The organism is Lentilactobacillus kefiri (genome assembly GCF_007989105.1).
In the GTDB taxonomy this organism is placed as follows: Bacteria; Bacillota; Bacilli; order Lactobacillales; family Lactobacillaceae; genus Lentilactobacillus; species Lentilactobacillus kefiri.
Window position 1 is genome coordinate 96,318 of record NZ_BJVK01000001.1, and the last position, 17,848, is coordinate 114,165.

A 17,848-nucleotide genomic window follows, 5' to 3' on the forward strand; every position below is an offset into this window, starting at 1 on the left:
TACGGCTTGTTTTTGGGATTCTTCAAAACTAAATGTCAAATCTGTTATTTTTCATTTGAATAATTTATAATGAATTTATACACAAACTTAGGAGCTTATTATGAATAGCACTCATTTATCGAAACGTTTGCAGACCGTTAGTGATCACGTTGAACCAGGCAGTCGGTTGGCTGATATCGGTTCAGACCACGCCTATTTGCCGATTCATCTGGCTAAGAACCACACCATCGAATACGGTGTTGTTGGTGAAATTGCTAAAGGTCCGCTTTCAAACGCCATATCAGAAATCAAAAAAGATCGTCTTCTGGATGTTTTGCATCCCAGACTTGCGGATGGATTAGCGGCCATCGAACCCGGCGACAATGTCAATGCAATTACCATTGCCGGAATGGGTGGTAACTTAATTACCCACATCCTTGAAGCCGGCAAAGAGAAGCTTTCAGGCCAGGAAAAATTGATTCTTCAACCCAACGTTGGCGAACCAGTTGTTAGACATTGGCTGATGACCAACGGCTACCGAATCTTTGCTGAACAAATTCTTGAAGAAGATGGGCATATTTATGAAATTATTACGGCAAAAAAAGCACCCCAGCCGGTTCACTATACGGATTTGGAGCTAAAGTTCGGCCCTTTTTTGATGAAAGAAAAGTCACCGGTATTTGTTGAAAAGTGGCAGGAAGAAATTGAATTGTTAAAACGGGTGATTGAAAATATGCATCAAGCCGTTCACGAAGATACTACAAAAATTCAATCCATTCAAAAAGAAATCGATACAATTAATGAGGTGATACAGGTTGAAAGTTAAAGAATTAGTTGACCGTTTTGAACAGTTTGCACCGAAAAAGCTTGCAATGGAAAAAGATCCAGTCGGGTTACAAATTGGGTCATTGAACAGCGAAGTTCACAAGGTTATGACGACTTTGGATGTTCGACCGGAAGTCGTTGATGAAGCGATTGAAAACGGCGTTGATTTTATCTTTGCCCATCATCCGGTCATGTTCCATCCGGCAAGAAACTTGGATTTGGACAATCCGCAAAACGCCATGTATGCCAACATCATTGCGCATCATATCACGGTTTATGCGGCTCACACCAATTTAGATTCTGCCGATGGCGGGATGAACGATTGGTTGGCCGAAACGTTAAGGCTTAACAATTTATCCGGCATGGTGCCGGCTTATGACGAATCGGTTTTTCGTTTGACCGTTCAAGTCCCAAAAGTATATGCAACTGCCGTCCGCATGTCATTAGTTGATGCGGGTGCGCAAGCCAGCGCTGATCAGTATAGTGGCTATACGTACGCAATTGACGGCACCGTTTATTATGTTCCCAAAGCGGGTGCGGATCCGACCATGGGAGCAGCCGGTGAACCAAATGAAATTGAAGATTCCAGACTGGAATTTGAAGTGCCGGAAAAGAATTTGCATCACGTATTGAAGACACTGATCGATGTTCATCCACTGGACCATCCACTGTATAACCTGATTCGGCTTGAAGATAAAAAGCATCACTTCACCATGGGCCGAATCGGCGATCTGGATCATCAGATGTCGGTGAAAGAATTTGCTTTGTATTGCAAACAGGTTTTCCACGTTTCCGGACTGAGAGTGATTGCCAATGACTTGAACAAGCCGTTGAAACGGATTGCCATTTTAGGCGGCGACGGGGGCAAGTTCTTCCACTTGGCGCAACAAAAGGGTGCCGATGCTTACGTGACCGGGGATGTGTATTATCATACCGGTCATGATATGTTGGCCGCTGATTTTCCAGTTATCGATCCCGGTCACCATATTGAAAGTATCTGTATTCCCAAGTTGGCAGCATTGTTCAAACAGTGGTCCGAGGAAAACGGTTGGAATCTGGATGTCTACCAATCCACCATCAATACAGATCCATTCACATTTATGTAAAAAATAAGGAGATAATCACTATGGCTAAGTATTCTGAATTAATTCCCAATTTTTTGAAATTTGTTAAGGTCAATACCCGTTCTGATGCCAATTCTACGACAATTCCATCTTCAGACAGAGAGACTAAATTTTTGAACAGCCTCAAGGACTTGCTGAGTGATATGGGATTGGAAAATGTGCATACCAATAAGCAAAGTGCCTATGTTTTTGCCACTTTACCTGCCAATACAGATAAAAAAGTTCCAGCAGTCGGATTTATTTCCCACATTGATACGGCTGACTTTAATTCTGAAAACATTCAACCGAAGATTGTTGAAAACTATGACGGCCATTCCGTTATCAAGCTGGATGACAACGGTGAATACACTTTGGACCCAAAGGTATTTCCAAGCCTCAAAAAATATGCCGGTCAAACTCTGATTACGACCGATGGTTCAACCCTTTTAGGTGCTGACGACAAAGCTGGAGTATCCGAAATCATTTCAGCGGTTAAATATCTTCAGGAGCACCCAGACATCAAACACGGTGACATTAAAGTTGCCTTTGGACCCGACGAGGAAATTGGAACCGGTGCCGATCACTTTGACGTTAAAGACTTTGGGGCCGATGTGGCATATACCGTTGATGGTGGGCCACTTGGCGACTTGAACTATGAAACGTTCAATGCTGCCGACGCCAAGGTATCCATCAAAGGAACCGATGTTCATCCTGCAGAAGCCAAAGGCATTATGGTTAATGCCATCCAAGTTGGAATGGATTTCCATGCTCAGCTGCCTGATTTCGATCGTCCTGAGAAGACGCAAGACCGGGAAGGATTCTTCCATCTCTACGACTTTCAAGGAACGGTTGATCACACCGACATGGGATATATTATTCGTGACCACGACAGAGATCGATTTGAAGCTCGAAAACGATTATTTAAGGGAATTGCTAACCAAATGAATAGTGATTTTGGTGAAGATCGGGTTAAAGTCACCATCAAGGATCAGTATTACAACATGGGCGAAATTATCAAAAAGGATCCAACTCCCGTTAAGATTGCCGAACAAGCCATGGAAAATGTGGATGCTAAGCCACATGTCTTCCCAGTTCGAGGTGGAACTGACGGTTCGAAGATTTCTTACATGGGATTGCCAACCCCAAACATCTTTGCCGGTGGTGAGAACATGCATGGACGCTTTGAATATGTTTCAGAAGAGACGATGGAAAAAGCGGTCGATGTTGTTCTGGAAATTGCAAAATTATACGCTGAAAAGTAATAGGTCAAAAAAGGTCAAATTATTGTTCAGGGCATTCAAAATTTGATAGTATAGCTTTAGATGGTTTGGAATGAAAAATTTATTTTTGTTTCGAACCTTTTTATTAAAATCAATTTTTAAAAATACATTAATTAAGGTGATAATTTAATGAATCCTGATAATTTAACTGAAGCAGTTACCCAAGCCATTTCACAGGCTCAACAAATTGCCGCCACCCGTAAGCAGCAAAACATTACGGTTGCCCATCTATTTAAGTTTTTAGTTCAGCCTGGTGAACTGGCAAGGGAAATCTATTCCCAGTTGGGGCAGAATCTGGACGACGTCAATTCGGAGCTGGACTCTGAAATCGACGAGATTGCCACGGTTGAAGGCAGTAATATCAAATATGGTGAATCTCTGTCATCCAACCTGTATCAACTCCTTCAAAATGCCGAACAGATTAAAAATGAATTTGGCGATACCTATATTGCGGTTGATACATTAACGATTGCGGTTATGCAGCTGCACGGCGATAAGTTTGCCGATTATCTGGCTGGCCAGGGAATCACTGAGCAGAAGGTCCGCAACGTGGTTGAAAAAATCCGTGGCGGCCAAAAAGTCACGACCAAGAATCAAGAGGACAGTTACCAATCACTTGAAAAATACGGAACCGATTTGGTTCAAGCTGCCCGTGATAATAAATTAGGGCCAATCATTGGCCGAGACGAAGAAATTCTGGATGTTATCAGAATTCTATCGCGAAAAACGAAGAACAATCCGGTCTTAATCGGGGCTCCCGGAGTTGGTAAGACTGCTGTCGTTGAGGGATTGGCGATGCGGATTGCGTCCAACGACGTTCCCGAAAACCTGAAAAACAAAACCATTTTTCAATTAGACATGGGGTCACTCATTGCCGGCGCGAAATATCGTGGTGAATTTGAAGAACGTCTTCAGGCCGTTTTGAAAGAAGTTAAAAAGGCCGAGGGTCAAATCATCATGTTCATCGATGAAATTCACAATATTGTTGGTGCCGGAAAAGCAGAAGGCAGCATGGATGCCGGCAACATTTTAAAGCCGATGCTTGCCCGTGGCGAACTCCATTTGATTGGTGCCACCACGATTGATGAATATCGGAAATACATGGAAAAAGATAAGGCACTGGAACGAAGATTTCAGCGGGTAATGGTGCACGAACCATCCGTTGAAGATACGGTCACGATTTTGCGTGGCTTGTCCGAAAGTTTGGAAATTCACCATGGTGTTCGAATCCATGACAACGCGTTGGTAGCGGCCGCAAAACTGTCCGACCGGTACATCACTGATCGGTATTTGCCTGACAAAGCAATTGACCTGGTTGATGAGGCTTCGGCTGAAATCCGGGTTGAAATGAACTCTAGTCCAACCGAACTTGATCAGTCCAAGCGCCAAATGATGCGGTTGGAAGTCGAAGAAGCTGCTTTAAAGCAGGAGACTGATGAAGCTTCCAAGAAACGCTTGAAAGAAGTTGTCAAAGACCTTGCCGATATCAAAGAAAAGGTTAACAAGCTAAATGCCAGATGGTCTCAAGAAAAAGAAGCCATTAAAAAGATTTCTGATAAAAAGAAGCAACTTGATCAAGCAAAGAATGATTTAAAGCAGGCTGAAAATGCCTATGACTTGAATAAGGCAGCCGTTCTTCAACATGGAACAATTCCACAACTGGAAGCCGATTTGAAGAAGCTGGAAGATAATGATCAGCATTCGGATTGGCTGGTCAGTGAATCAGTTACCGCCAACGAGATTGCGGCGGTTGTCAGCCGTGAAACCGGTATTCCGGTCACCAAGTTGGTTGAGGGAGAACGTAAGAAGTTGCTTCATTTGGCCGACAATTTGCATAAACGAGTGATTGGTCAGGATGCAGCGGTTACTGCCGTCTCAGATGCCGTTATTCGGTCGCGTGCGGGCTTACAGGACCCAAGCAAGCCATTGGGTTCATTCCTGTTCTTAGGACCTACTGGAGTCGGAAAAACCGAATTAGCCAAGGCATTGGCAGAAGACTTGTTTGATTCTGAAAACCACATGGTTCGAATTGATATGTCTGAGTATATGGAAAAAGAATCTGTTTCTCGTTTGGTTGGAGCTGCTCCCGGTTATGTCGGCTATGAGGAAGGCGGCCAACTGACTGAAGCTGTCCGGCGTAATCCATATACAATCGTGCTTTTTGATGAAATTGAAAAGGCTCATCCGGACGTCTTCAACATTTTGCTACAAGTTCTTGACGATGGTCGTTTGACGGATAGTCAGGGTCGGACAATTGACTTTAAAAATACGATTTTAATTATGACATCTAACTTGGGATCAGACATTTTACTGGATGGTACCGATGAAAACGGCGTGATTTCCGATGATGCCAAGAAAAAGGTCAATGAGTTGTTGAAGGCGTCATTCAAGCCGGAATTTCTGAACCGGATTGATGATGTGATTACCTTTACACCACTCACAAAAGCAGATATTGAAAAGATCGTTCAGAAGTTGATTAACGAGTTGTCACAACGGACAAAGGCTCAAGACATCAAGCTCTCAATTTCCGATGAAGCCAAACGTTGGATTGCCAACAATGGTTATGAACCTCAATATGGGGCACGACCGCTTCAACGATATGTCACCAATGTTGTCGAAACCCCACTTGCCAGGATGATTGTTGCCGACGAGATTAAGCCGCACAGCGAAGTTCACATCAATCTTGACGGTGATAAATTAACGTTCACCCCCGAGCAGTTGTCGCCAGACACCCAAATTTAGCTCGGTCATTATGATTTAGGAGGAATGGGTGTGCCAAACAATTACATGATTCCCACAAACAATCGAACTCACTTGGCAGTGGCCGTTTTTCCGACAACCCGTCCCAAGGGTATCGTTCAAATGATTCATGGCGCCTTGGAACACAAGGAAAGGTACTATGAATTTGCCCAATTTTTGAGTGACCACGGCTATATCGCGGTGGTCTCAGATAATCGCGGTCATGGTGCGTCAATTTCAAAGGATGATCCATGGGGAATAATGCGCAGCATCCCCCAATTGATCGCCGATCAGGTCCGGATAACCAACTTTATTAAGGAAAAATATCCCCGTTTACAGGTCAGCTTATTTGGCCATTCTTTCGGGTCAATTTTGGCGCGCTTATATCTTCAAAAACACGATAATGAGATTAACGCGGTGGCCCTCACCGGAACAGCAAATTACATTCCGGTCGTGCCACTTGGCTTATTGATCGGCAAAGCTTTTTTGAAGATTTACCCTGAGACTGCCAAATGGACATTTCTTTCGAAACTATCTGGATTGGCTCCCGGTGACCATTCGTGGCTCAGTTACGATCGGGAAAACATCCGCCAAGTTAGTCAAGATCCCTTAATGATGGATGAATATCCCGTTAAAAGCTTGGTGACTTTATGGGAAGGCGACTTTGAGCTTAAGCAGACCCGCCATTTTCACTGTACCAACCCGCATTTACCGATTATGAGCTTGGTAGGTGCCGAAGATAAATTTAGTGGTGGTGAAAAAGGGTTGGCTGACACGGTTGGAACACTGAAGAAAATTGGCTATCAAAAGGTCATCAGTATCCGTGAACCTCACATGAAACACGAAGTCCTTCAGGAAACCAAACGCCAGGTCGTTTTCGATCGGCTGCTCAAGTTTTTTGAAATTCATCAGTAAGTAATATTTGAAGATAATAAAAAGGCTATGACAAGTATTTGCCATAGCCTTTTAACATTTCATAAAAACACTAATCTTTTGATTTACTTGATGATGCTGAATCCTTGCTGATCAGATAAATACCGTTCACGGCAATAAATGCGGTGATAGCGGCAGCAATTCCGACTTGGGAAGGATCCCATGCGCGGACTTCAAGGGCGGAACCTATGTAACCGATGATTTCTCCGAAGATATAAGCCCATAATACAGCTACGATATTTGAAGCAATAAGTTTCATGTTTAACGCCACCTCACAATCAATAGCATTTTAGCATATATTTTGTGAAAAATCATCAATTATTTAATTTTGAATTGCTAATGCGGCGTCGATTAATTTGGTATAATTTCATATAGAGAAAGAAGGGCAATACTGTGAGTTACGTTCCATTACAAGTCATCAGTTCCTATAGTTTACTGCAAAGCCCAATTCGAATTTCGGAACTAATTTCCGAGGCAAAGGATCGAGGATACAAGGCCCTGGCGTTGACGGACCTCAACGTTATGTACGGCGCTGTTGAATTCTACGATGCTTGTTCGAATGCGGGTATTAAGCCGTTGATTGGATTGACCTTACAGCTGCCCGGACTGATTTTAAGCGATCATCATTATAATTTAGTGATGCTGGCCAAAAATCAGCAGGGGTATGCCAATCTTGTGAAGTTATCAACGTTGAAAATGACGCTTCCGGAGCTGGCTGTTTCCCAGTTGAAAAAATATTTAAACAATCTGGTTGTGATTTTACCGCCGCTTGCCGAAATGAACGCCCTTTTACTGCAGGGCCGTTCCGATGATGCAGCAGCACTGATTGAGCAACTCAAATCCCTGGGCATTGACAAAGGTGCTTTAAAAATTGGGGTTGATTACCATTCCTCTGACAGTCTGATCGACATGCTTGGCAAGCTGGCGGCCGATGAGCAGGTCCCTTTAGTAGCCGATTCACCAGTCGACTACATCGATGCGACCGATTATTTTCCAATGCAGGTCTTGAAAAACATTGCCGCGGGAACAAAGATTGCCAACGTTGCGGAATTAAGCAAACAAGTGGGTCCATATTGGCTGCGACCGGCAGATCAGGTAGAAGCCGAGTACCGCCAAATTCATTTAACTGATTCGATTACCCAAGTTGATAACATTGTCGCTGCATGTAACGTTGAAATTAAAAAACAACAGCCCAAGCTGCCTCAATTTGATACGCCAAACGGGATTGATTCGGGTACCTATCTTCGTCAACTTTGTGAAAAGGGGTTGGCTGATCGCTTAACCAAGAATAAAATTAAGGATTCAACGCCTTATAAGCATCGTCTGGATCGGGAGCTGTCGGTTATTCACTCAATGGGCTTTGACAATTATTTCCTAATTGTGTGGGACGTTATCAATTTCGCCCACCAGACCAATATCATTACTGGTCCTGGACGGGGATCGGCTGCCGGATCGCTGGTTGCCTACGTTTTAACGATTACTGACGTTGATCCGATTAAATATAATTTATTGTTTGAACGTTTCTTGAATCCGGAACGGGTTCAAATGCCGGATATTGATTTGGATATTCCGGATGATAAACGTGATGAAGTGATCCAGTATGTCCACCAAAAATATGGTCATAAGCGGGTGGCCCAGATTATCACATTTGGAACTTTGGCCGCCAAGCAATCAATTCGGGATGTCGGCCGGGTATTTGGCTTGAACACGACTCAACAGGATCAATGGAGTAAAGCGATTCCCAGTGCATTTCACGTGACGCTGCAGGATGCCTACGATAATTCTCAGCGATTGAAAAATTTGGTTGCCGATGGTCCTTTGAATCAAGCGCTGTACGAAACTGCTCGAAGCTTGGAAGGTCTACCGAGACATTATTCAACTCACGCTGCTGGACTGGTGTTGAGTGATAATCCACTGGTTGACTTGGTTCCACTGCAAAATGGTAATGAAGGCCTGCTGATGACCCAGTATTCCAAGGACTATGTTGAATCAGTCGGTTTGTTGAAAATGGATTTTCTTGGATTACGAAACCTGTCGATTCTTGCGGATGCCCTGCATCAAGTGAAACTGACGACAGGTAAAGATTTGGATATCTCAGCTGTGCCCTTGGATGATGAGAAAACCATTCAGCTGTTTGCGGAAGGGAACACAACTGGTATTTTCCAGTTTGAATCAAACGGGATTCGAAGCGTTTTACGCCGACTGCATCCGGAAAGATTTGAAGATGTGGCCCTTGTAAATGCCCTGTATCGTCCCGGTCCAATGCAAAATATCGATGAAGTGGTTAAACGCAAAAATCACAATGAAGCATTGACGTATCCCGACGATAGTTTGGTGGAAATTCTTAAGCCGACTTATGGCGTCATCGTTTATCAAGAGCAGGTGATGCTGGTAGCCTCAAAGATGGCCGGCTTTTCACTTGGACAAGCCGATATTTTACGGCGGGCGATGAGTAAGAAGAAGCTTGGCGTCATGGAGCAGATGAAAGTTCTGTTTATGGACGGTTCCAAAAAGCGCGGCCATTCCGAGCAGGTTGCCAACAAAGTTTTTGACTATATCGAACGATTCGCCAATTATGGTTTTAACAAATCCCATGCCGTTGCATATACCAAGATGGCTTACGAACTGGCCTTTTTGAAAGTATATTATCCCGGCGAATTTCACGTTGCCCTGCTCAATTCTGTTAATAATAATTCAGTTAAGGTCAAAGAGTATTTATTGGACGCCAAGTCCATGGGGGTCAAAGTGGTTGGCTCAAATATCAATCAAAGTGAAGCGGACTTTACCTTTCAAAATGGCGAAATTATTTTTGGCCTTGATTCGATTAAGGGTGTTCGCCATGATATGGTCATTGACCTGCTTGCCGAAAGAAAGAAAAACGGGCCCTTCAAATCATTTCCCGACTTTTTAAGTCGGCTGGCAGATAAATATCGAAAAGTTGAACTCATTAACGCGTTAATTTATTCCGGCGCGCTGGATGTCTTTCCGTTTAACCGTTCTGAATTAATTGCGGCCGCACCGGAATTTATCAGTTCCGTTGAGTTGAGTGGTAATTCGATGAGTTTGTTTAAGGCACTGGAACCCAAGATGCCGCGAATGCCGGAAATGCCGTTGATGGATCGGCTGGAAAAAGAAAACGAATATCTTGGTGCCTATTTATCCGGTCATCCAACGGAACGGTTTGTGCCCCTGGCTAAACGCCTTAAGGCCCAAACAACCAATACGATGGCAGAAGGGATGAAAAATGTTTACCTGATTCTTTACGTCACCAAGGTGAAGATTATCAGGACTAAAACCGGTAAACAGATGGCATTTTTAGACGGAAATGATCAAGTGGGGGAGACCTCAATCACCGTCTTCCCTAATTTGTTTGCCAAAACCCAGTCCTGGCTTCACAAGGATTTGGTTATCCTCGTGAAGGGCAACGTTGAGAAAAATAATACGATTCAAATGGTTGCCAATGAGATGGAGCCGGCTGCCAATGCCCTACAAAATCTCAAGCGGACATCTGAAACCCGAAAATGGTACCTGAGAATTGACGGTAACCATGATAAAAACGCAATGTTTCACAAACTTGATGATTTAAGTCACGAATTTCACGGCCAGGTACCAGTGATTGTATTTGAAATGGAAACTAAAAAATCCTGGCAGCTGGATCCGGATTTATGGCTGAATCAAAGTGATACGCTTAAAGACCGTTTAATCACAATTTTTGGGCGAAATAATGTGGTTTATAAGTAATTTTTAGTTTATCTTTTAGTGAACAAAGTTAATTAGGTAAAGGCTTACATTTGCGGTGCACCTAACTTTTTGCCTTGTGGGGTTTTGTTAATTTGTTCATTTACACCCAAAATGTGGGCGACAACCCGCGTAAAAAGTGATAAAATACGGTTGAAATCTAAAAGGATACCGATGCGTCATTTAAAGTGTTTTACGATACTTTTAATAGTGTGTTGAGTGCCCAAAAACCGAAGGAGAGATTTTACTTATGAAGAAAACTAAGATCGTAAGTACATTAGGACCAGCAAGTACTGATGTCGAAACAATTACTAAGTTAATTGAGGCTGGGGCTAATGTTTTCCGATTTAACTTTTCACATGGTGACCACCCTGAACATCTTGATCGTATGAACAAGGTTCACGAAGCTGAAAAGAAGACTGGTAAGACTGTTGGAATTATGCTTGATACTAAGGGTGCTGAAATTCGTACCACTGTCCAAAAGGACGGCAAGATCGAATTCCACACTGGCGATGTATTCCGCATTTCAATGGACGCAAGCCTTGAGGGTACTAAAGATAAGATTGCTGTTACTTACCCAGGACTCTTTGACGATGTTCATGAAGGCGGTCACGTTCTTTTTGATGATGGTTTGTTGGACACTGTTGTAACTAAGAAAGATGCTTCTAACAAAGAATTAGTTGTCACTGTTCAAAACGATAGTGTTCTTGGATCACGTAAAGGTGTTAACGCACCTGGTGTTTCAATCAACTTACCTGGTATCACTAAAAAAGATTCAGATGATATTCGTTTCGGTTTGGATCACGACATTGATTTCATTTCTGCATCATTCGTTCGTAAGGCTCAAGATGTTTTGGACATTCGTCAATTGCTTGAAGAAAAGCATATGGAACATGTTCAAATCTTCCCTAAGATCGAATCACAAGAAGGAATCAACAACTTTGATGACATCATCAAGGTTTCAGATGGTTTGATGGTTGCTCGTGGTGACATGGGTGTTGAAATTCCAGCTGAAAACGTTCCGTTGGTACAAAAGACTTTGATCAAGAAATGTAACCAACTTGGCAAGCCAGTTATCACCGCTACTCAAATGCTTGATTCAATGCAGGAAAACCCACGTCCTACTCGTGCCGAAGCTTCTGATGTTGCCAATGCCGTCTTTGATGGTACTGATGCAACAATGCTGTCTGGTGAAAGTGCTAATGGTGACTATCCTGTTCAATCAGTACAAACTATGGCTCGAATCGATGTTAAGGCTGAAAACGCATTTAGCGAATTTGGTACTCCACGTCCAAAATTCGACTCAAGTGATGTTACTGAATCAATTGGTGATTCAGTTGCCCGTGTTGCTAAAGAATTAGGCATCCACTGCATCGTTGCAGCTACCCGTTCAGGCTACACCGCAAAAATGATTTCCAAGTATCATCCAGATGCTGACATCCTTGCCATCACATTTGACGAACGTACTCGTCGTGGTTTGATGGTTAACTGGGGTGTTCACCCAATCTTGGTTGACGAAGTTAAGAACACTGATGACATCTTTGAATTAGCTTCAAAGAAGGCTCTCGAAACTGGTTTAGCTAAGGAAGGCGATTTAATTATCGTTACTGCCGGTGTTCCAGTTGGTGAAAGTGGTACTACTAACTTGATGAGAGTTCAATTGATCGGTTCAAAGCTTGTTCAAGGTCAAGGTGTTGGTGACAAGACTGTTATTGGTAAAGCTGTTGTTGCTAAGAACGCTGCAGATGCCAAGAGCAAAGTTACTGAAGGCAGCATCCTTGTAACTAAGTCAACTGACAAAGAATATCTTCCAGCTATCGAAAAGGCTAGCGCCGTTGTTGTTGAAAACGGTGGTTTGACTTCACACGCAGCTGTTGTGGGTATCTCAATGGGTATTCCAGTTGTTGTTGGTGCTAACGATGCTACTACTAAGATTTCTGACGGTGAATTAATCACTGTTGATTCACATCGTGGTATCATTTACCATGGTGCTTCATCATCAATCTAAATTTAATTCGTGAGTGATCACGACTAATAATGACAGGTCCGGGCGGTTAATCCGTCCGGACCTGTTTGTTATTATTGTCCTGCGGTCGAAATTTAGTCTGAAAACGTGTAAAATAAGAGCAAGATGGGTTTAGATCGGAGATAAGCATGAATAATATACTTGCACAAGTGGTAACCGGTAAGGTTATCGATGAAAATGATAAAGATTATTATGTTCAAATTGAAGGAGAAACTTTTCTCCTCGATAAAACTGAAGTTAAGAAGCCGTTGAAAATTGGTGCTACTTTTACCGGTTTCACTTATGAAAATGAACAGCATAAAATGCAGATTACCAGAAATATTCCCGATATTAGACGGGATCATTATGGATTTGCGACAGTTGTGAAGGAAAAATTTGGCTTGGGTGTTTTTGTCGACATCGGGCTTCCCAACAAAGATGTTGTGGTTTCAATTGATGAGCTCCCAACTGTTCGTTCATTATGGCCTCAAGATGGTGATAAATTATTGATTGATTTAACAGTTGATAAAAAGAACCGGATTTGGGGACATTTGGCCGATGAAGAAATTTTCGCTGCAATTGCAAAACCAGCTAAAGACGATTTGCAAAATAAAAATTTGAAAGCCAGAGCTTATCGGTTGAAGATTTCCGGTACCCGTTTATTGACCGAAGATTACAACTTGGCGTTTTTACACCCAGATGAGCGCCTGATGGAGCCACGATTGGGTCAGGAAGTTGATGCTCGAGTTATTGGCATGTTGCGTGACGGCAGTGTTAACATTTCCACAAAGCCACGGGCCTATCAAGAAATCGGTGAAGATGCTCAAATGATTTTGGCAGCTATCGAACATACCGATGAAAAGCAGCTTGATTTCAGTGATAAAAGTACGCCTGATTCCATTAAGGAGTACTTTGGAATTAGCAAGGGTGCTTTTAAACGGGCATTGGGACATCTGTTAAAAGAGCACTTGATTGTTCAAGAAGATGGCCATATTTCGTTAAAAAAGTAGGTTTTTAGATGCATGAACAAATTGAGGACTACCTTCATTATTTGAGAGTTGAACGTGGACTTTCAGAAAATACGATTAAAAGTTATCGGCAGGATTTGGAAGAAGCCGGTGCTTTTTTTGACAAACATGCAGGAACAATCACCAAGGTTGACCAGTTTGTTATTCTCAATTTTTTGGAGAGTCTTCAAAAGCAGAATAAAGCTCGAAACACGATTATTCGGGAAGTATCGACTTTGCGCCGATTCTTTCAGTATTTGGTGCAGTTTCACGTCATTAAAGACGATCCGATGCTCAAAGTTGATTCACCCAAAAAAGCTCAAACGCTTCCTGATGTGTTGACGGTTGCCGAGGTCAACAAATTGTTGTCCATGCCGGATGTTCACAAGAAGTTGGGAATTCGTGACCGGGCAATTTTAGAAACCTTATATGCGACCGGTTTGCGGGTCAGCGAATTGGTGAATTTAAAGCTTGGGGATCTTCACCTACCAATGAATCTGTTACAAACCATTGGGAAAGGCGATAAAGAACGGATTATTCCGATTAGTGACGTTGCCATTAATTGGTTGAATCATTATCTGAAAACGACCCGGGTTCAATTGTTAAGCGGTAAGTCCAACACCGAGTATGTGTTTTTGAACGCCCATGGACGCCGTTTAACCCGTCAGGCAATCTGGCAAATGATTAAGAAATATGTCAAGCAGGCGGGCATTAAACGCCATGTAACCCCGCATACTTTGCGGCATTCGTTTGCAACGCATTTGCTGGAAAACGGTGCCGATTTGAGAATCGTGCAGGAATTATTGGGGCACTCGGATATTTCCACTACCCAGATTTACACCCACGTTTCCCATAAGCATTTGACGGAAGTCTATAATAAGTTTCATCCTAGAGCATAATTAGTGAGGCTAGATAAATGTTATATCAATACCGAAAAGATTATGAAAAAGTCACAATGGGCCTGTTCTCATTGGTTTCCGAACTTCAAAATATGGATTTGGTTGCCCAGGAAATGAACTGGTACGCCAACAAGGACAACCGGCTGATTTATTTATGGCGCGATCCTTCCAATAATTGGTCCGGCTTGGTCGGAATCGAACTTCAAGGCGACCAACTGTTGGTTCACCAACTCGTCTTAACGCCCCAGAGCATCAGTCAGGGCAACTACAACCGCATTTTTGATGATCTACAGGATCTTTACCCCAAATATAAAATTGTGGTTGGATTTGATAATCGAGAACCTTGGGAAAAATGGGAGAACACAACCAATCATGCCTGAATCAAAGCAGCTTGAACTACATTTAAATGATTTCGATGGGCCGCTGGAAGTTCTCCTGCACTTGATTCAAGAGTCGAAGATGGATATCTATGATATTCAGATTTCGAAAATTACTGAGCAGTATATGCAGTATATTTATGATGCTCAACAGTTGAACCTTGAAATTGTCGGTGAGTATTTTGTCATGGCTGCCAAACTAATGGTAATCAAATCAAAAATGTTGCTGCCAACGATTTCTGATGACCAGTCTGACGAGGAACAAGCCGATCCACGAGAGGAACTGGTTTCTCAACTGCTTAATTACAAGCGGTACAAGATGGTTGCAGCCGACATCAAGAAGCGTGAGATGACCCGCCGGGAAAGCTTTACCCGTTCAGAATTGACCGTCCCGCCAACCAAAGAAGAGCTGATCCAGCCTTCACCATTTAATAGTGGCGACATCATGGCCAGTTATGTGGATGCCTTAAAGCACTTTAAATACAATCAACCCATGTCCACGGTTATTCATGAGTGGCAGTTTACGATTCAGGGTCAAAGTCAACGCATTCGACAGCTGCTCAATCAACACCATGAGCAACTTTCCTTTGACAAGTTGGTCAGCCATTCATCCCAGACTGAAGAAATTGTGACTGATTTTCTGGCAATTTTGGAAATGGCTAAATACAACGAAGTTCGATTGGATCAGCCAAATGTTCAATCAGAAATCACAATTCGAAAGGGGCCGGGATACGTTGATCAGTAATTTAGCAAAAATTGAGGCGCTCTTGTACGCATCCGGTGATCAGGGCATCACACTGCGACAAATTTCTCAACGGACGGCTTTGACGGTTGCCGCATGTCGACAGCTGCTGGAAAAAATCATTGAGAAGTATACAAATGACGAAGACAGTGGCCTCAAAGTATTTGTAAGTGATAATGTCTACCGATTGGGCACCAAAGAGCAATTGTCCGAACTTGTGGGCGACTACGTGAACGATGCCAAACCACGAGTTTTATCCGAAGCCGCACTGGAAACAATTTCGATTATTATGTATAATCAGCCGATTACCCGAATTGAAATTGATCAGATCCGTGGTGTTAACAGTTCGGCTATTCTTCACCGCTTGGTTAACCAGGATTTGATCGAAGTCACGGGTGTCAAAGAAGAGGTTGGAAATCCTAAGCAGTATGGGATTACCAATTTTGGATTAGACTATTTTGGCTTGAAATCATTAAAAGATCTGCCGCCGTTGCCGAAGGACGAAGTCTTGGATGACGACACCAGCGATTCATTATTGACACGTTTCAACAAGGAAATTGATAAAGAAAATTAAGAGGTAAATTTATGAACGAAGAACGTTTGCAAAAAGTCATTGCCCATGCCGGGGTTGCATCTCGACGAAAGGCTGAAGTTTTAATTTCAACCGGGCATGTAAAGGTCAACGGTGAAGTTGTTAAAGAACTTGGTACCAAGGTCACCCCAAATGACGAAGTGAAAGTCGATGAGGTGCCAATTTCTAAAGAAGCCCCCGTTTATTATCTGTTGTATAAGCCCCGCGGTGTGATCACGGCGGTTACTGATGATAAGCACCGAAAGACAGTTGTCGACATCTTGGACGAGGTTCCGGAAAGAATTTATCCGGTTGGCCGTTTGGATTACGATACTTCTGGTTTGCTGCTATTGACCAACGATGGTGATTTGGATAATCGGTTGACCCATCCCAAGTATGAGGTTGAGAAGACTTATGTTGCCAAGGTTAAAGGTATCGTCACAAACGATGATTTGAAACACTTAAGAACCGGTGTGGTCATCGAGCATCGAAAGACTGCCAAAGCCAAGACTAAGCTGATTCGGACCAACAAGGATTCTTCAATTGTTCAATTGACAATTCATGAAGGCCGCAATCACCAAGTCAAAAATATGTTTGAAAAAATCGGCCATCCGGTTGAAAAATTAAGTCGGGAAACTTATGGCTTCTTAACCCTTAAAGGATTACAGCCAGGCGACTATCGACCACTTAAGCCACATGAAGTTGAAGAGTTGAAAGAAATGACCGACAAGACAAATCGTTGACATCTGGTTTAATTCTGATATATTTGAATTAAATAAATTGGTTTATCTTCAGGGCAGGGTGTGATTCCCGACCGGCGGTGATAGTCCGCGACACACGAGAGATCGTGCTGAGCTGGTGAAATTCCAGTGCCGACAGTAAAGTCTGGTATGTAGAAGATTAAATTTTACACGCTTTTTGTAATGCCCTGACAAATTCTTTTTGTCAGGGCATTATTTTGAAGATTGACCATTGGAGGAGAGGTTTTTTCAATGGAAAATAGTGGTAAGCATACACAGTTGGCAACAACTCGTTTGGTAGAGATGTCGGTTTTAGCGGGGCTGTCTTATGTCCTCATGTTTCTTTCACTTCCAATTATTCCGATCGTGCCATATATGAGATTGGATTTGGCCGATATGCCAATTTTGTTGGGAACGGTTCTGTTCGGACCCGTTGGCGGCATGACAATCGCTGGTCTCAAGGCCTTGCTTTACTGGGTCACAACCGGAGCGGATGTCATTAACTTCATCGGCGTGGGATCATCATTGATTTCATCCCTGGTGCTCATCTGGGCCTATTACTTGGGTGACCGGTTCTTCTCATTCACCCATGGTTGGAAGAAAGCTGCGTTGATCGTTCTTTTGATGGCAATTTTGCTGACAATTGTGATGTCATTGACCAATTGGCTGGGTGTCATTCCACCTTATATGAAGCTGATGGGCATGAAGCTTGGATTCCCACTGGCAACGGTTATCTTATCCGGGGTTGTGCCATTTAACTTCATTAAGGGCGTTGTAGTAGGTGGAATCTTTATCTTAATTAAGCAGAGTTTCCTGCCGCGGCTCAAGCTCCGATAAATTAAGGTATATATTCAAAGCAATTCGTATATAATTAAATAGTGAGTAATCTTAAAAGCTAGGACAAACTGAC

Annotated in this window: 15 protein-coding genes and 1 riboswitch; of the genes, 14 read left to right on the forward strand and 1 reads right to left on the reverse strand. The window is 42.9% G+C overall.

Annotated features, from left to right (window positions below):
* Positions 1–100: 100 nt before the first annotated feature.
* From LKE01_RS00515 to LKE01_RS00535, 5 genes are all read left to right on the forward strand, one after another.
* Positions 101–805, forward strand: a complete 705-nt coding sequence (locus LKE01_RS00515; RefSeq protein WP_057962845.1) for a tRNA (adenine(22)-N(1))-methyltransferase — start codon at positions 101–103, stop codon at positions 803–805.
* Positions 795–1,910: a Nif3-like dinuclear metal center hexameric protein gene (locus LKE01_RS00520; RefSeq protein WP_057962844.1), complete on the forward strand. Its 1,116-nt coding sequence runs from the start codon at positions 795–797 to the stop codon at positions 1,908–1,910. The genes LKE01_RS00515 and LKE01_RS00520 overlap by 11 nt, the downstream gene beginning before the upstream one ends.
* 20 nt (positions 1,911–1,930) lie before the next feature.
* Positions 1,931–3,169 (forward strand): peptidase T, encoded by a 1,239-nt coding sequence (gene pepT, locus LKE01_RS00525; RefSeq protein WP_057962843.1) that lies wholly within the window; start codon positions 1,931–1,933, stop codon positions 3,167–3,169.
* A gap of 147 nt (positions 3,170–3,316) precedes the next feature.
* A complete protein-coding gene (clpB, locus tag LKE01_RS00530; protein ID WP_057962842.1) occupies positions 3,317–5,929 on the forward strand; it encodes an ATP-dependent chaperone ClpB in 2,613 nt (870 codons plus the stop codon).
* A 30-nt stretch (positions 5,930–5,959) separates the two neighbouring features.
* Entirely contained in the window at positions 5,960–6,841 is an 882-nt protein-coding gene (locus LKE01_RS00535; RefSeq protein WP_095344832.1) for an alpha/beta fold hydrolase, read from the forward strand.
* Positions 6,842–6,911: 70 nt separating this feature from the next.
* Here the strand turns inward: LKE01_RS00535 and LKE01_RS00540 are convergent, their stop codons facing one another.
* A complete protein-coding gene (locus LKE01_RS00540) occupies positions 6,912–7,118 on the reverse strand; it encodes a DUF2929 family protein (protein WP_057962840.1) in 207 nt (68 codons plus the stop codon).
* 134 nt (positions 7,119–7,252) lie between these two features.
* Here LKE01_RS00540 and dnaE point away from each other — a divergent pair, with 134 nt between their 5' ends.
* The 9 genes from dnaE (at position 7,253) to LKE01_RS00585 (ending at position 17,775) form a co-directional block, all read left to right on the forward strand.
* Positions 7,253–10,600 carry a DNA polymerase III subunit alpha gene (dnaE, locus tag LKE01_RS00545; protein ID WP_057962839.1) on the forward strand — a complete coding sequence of 1,116 codons (3,348 nt, stop codon included), beginning with the start codon at positions 7,253–7,255 and terminating at the stop codon, positions 10,598–10,600.
* Positions 10,601–10,847: 247 nt separating this feature from the next.
* On the forward strand, positions 10,848–12,605 hold the full coding sequence (gene pyk / locus LKE01_RS00550; protein ID WP_054768893.1) for a pyruvate kinase: 1,758 nt from the start codon (positions 10,848–10,850) through the stop codon (positions 12,603–12,605).
* Positions 12,606–12,751: 146 nt separating this feature from the next.
* Positions 12,752–13,612: a CvfB family protein gene (locus LKE01_RS00555; protein WP_057962838.1), complete on the forward strand. Its 861-nt coding sequence runs from the start codon at positions 12,752–12,754 to the stop codon at positions 13,610–13,612.
* 8 nt (positions 13,613–13,620) lie between these two features.
* On the forward strand, positions 13,621–14,508 hold the full coding sequence (gene xerD / locus LKE01_RS00560) for a site-specific tyrosine recombinase XerD (RefSeq protein WP_057962837.1): 888 nt from the start codon (positions 13,621–13,623) through the stop codon (positions 14,506–14,508).
* 17 nt (positions 14,509–14,525) lie between these two features.
* Positions 14,526–14,888: a hypothetical protein gene (locus LKE01_RS00565; protein WP_054768892.1), complete on the forward strand. Its 363-nt coding sequence runs from the start codon at positions 14,526–14,528 to the stop codon at positions 14,886–14,888.
* Positions 14,881–15,630 (forward strand): segregation and condensation protein A, encoded by a 750-nt coding sequence (locus LKE01_RS00570; protein WP_054768891.1) that lies wholly within the window; start codon positions 14,881–14,883, stop codon positions 15,628–15,630. Before LKE01_RS00565 ends, LKE01_RS00570 begins: the two co-directional genes overlap by 8 nt.
* Positions 15,620–16,201, forward strand: a complete 582-nt coding sequence (gene scpB / locus LKE01_RS00575; protein WP_054768890.1) for an SMC-Scp complex subunit ScpB — start codon at positions 15,620–15,622, stop codon at positions 16,199–16,201. The genes LKE01_RS00570 and scpB overlap by 11 nt, the downstream gene beginning before the upstream one ends.
* Positions 16,202–16,212: 11 nt before the next feature.
* Positions 16,213–16,941 carry a pseudouridine synthase gene (locus LKE01_RS00580; RefSeq protein ID WP_054768889.1) on the forward strand — a complete coding sequence of 243 codons (729 nt, stop codon included), beginning with the start codon at positions 16,213–16,215 and terminating at the stop codon, positions 16,939–16,941.
* Positions 16,942–16,981: 40 nt separating this feature from the next.
* A riboswitch (FMN riboswitch) is annotated at positions 16,982–17,103 on the forward strand.
* 87 nt (positions 17,104–17,190) lie between these two features.
* Entirely contained in the window at positions 17,191–17,775 is a 585-nt protein-coding gene (locus LKE01_RS00585) for an ECF transporter S component (RefSeq protein WP_054768888.1), read from the forward strand.
* Positions 17,776–17,848: the final 73 nt, after the last annotated feature.

What these genes read in the sequence shown, in the direction of transcription:
- LKE01_RS00515 (WP_057962845.1), top strand. Translation starts at nt 101, where the DNA reads ATGAATAGCACTCATTTATCGAAACGTTTGCAGACCGTTAGTGATCAC.
- pepT (WP_057962843.1), top strand. Translation starts at nt 1,931, where the DNA reads ATGGCTAAGTATTCTGAATTAATTCCCAATTTTTTGAAATTTGTTAAG.
- LKE01_RS00585 (WP_054768888.1), top strand. Translation starts at nt 17,191, where the DNA reads ATGGAAAATAGTGGTAAGCATACACAGTTGGCAACAACTCGTTTGGTA.
- clpB (WP_057962842.1), top strand. Translation starts at nt 3,317, where the DNA reads ATGAATCCTGATAATTTAACTGAAGCAGTTACCCAAGCCATTTCACAG.
- LKE01_RS00570 (WP_054768891.1), top strand. Translation starts at nt 14,881, where the DNA reads ATGCCTGAATCAAAGCAGCTTGAACTACATTTAAATGATTTCGATGGG.
- xerD (WP_057962837.1), top strand. Translation starts at nt 13,621, where the DNA reads ATGCATGAACAAATTGAGGACTACCTTCATTATTTGAGAGTTGAACGT.
- LKE01_RS00555 (WP_057962838.1), top strand. Translation starts at nt 12,752, where the DNA reads ATGAATAATATACTTGCACAAGTGGTAACCGGTAAGGTTATCGATGAA.
- LKE01_RS00580 (WP_054768889.1), top strand. Translation starts at nt 16,213, where the DNA reads ATGAACGAAGAACGTTTGCAAAAAGTCATTGCCCATGCCGGGGTTGCA.
- pyk (WP_054768893.1), top strand. Translation starts at nt 10,848, where the DNA reads ATGAAGAAAACTAAGATCGTAAGTACATTAGGACCAGCAAGTACTGAT.
- LKE01_RS00565 (WP_054768892.1), top strand. Translation starts at nt 14,526, where the DNA reads ATGTTATATCAATACCGAAAAGATTATGAAAAAGTCACAATGGGCCTG.
- LKE01_RS00540 (WP_057962840.1), bottom strand. Translation starts at nt 7,118, where the DNA reads ATGAAACTTATTGCTTCAAATATCGTAGCTGTATTATGGGCTTATATC.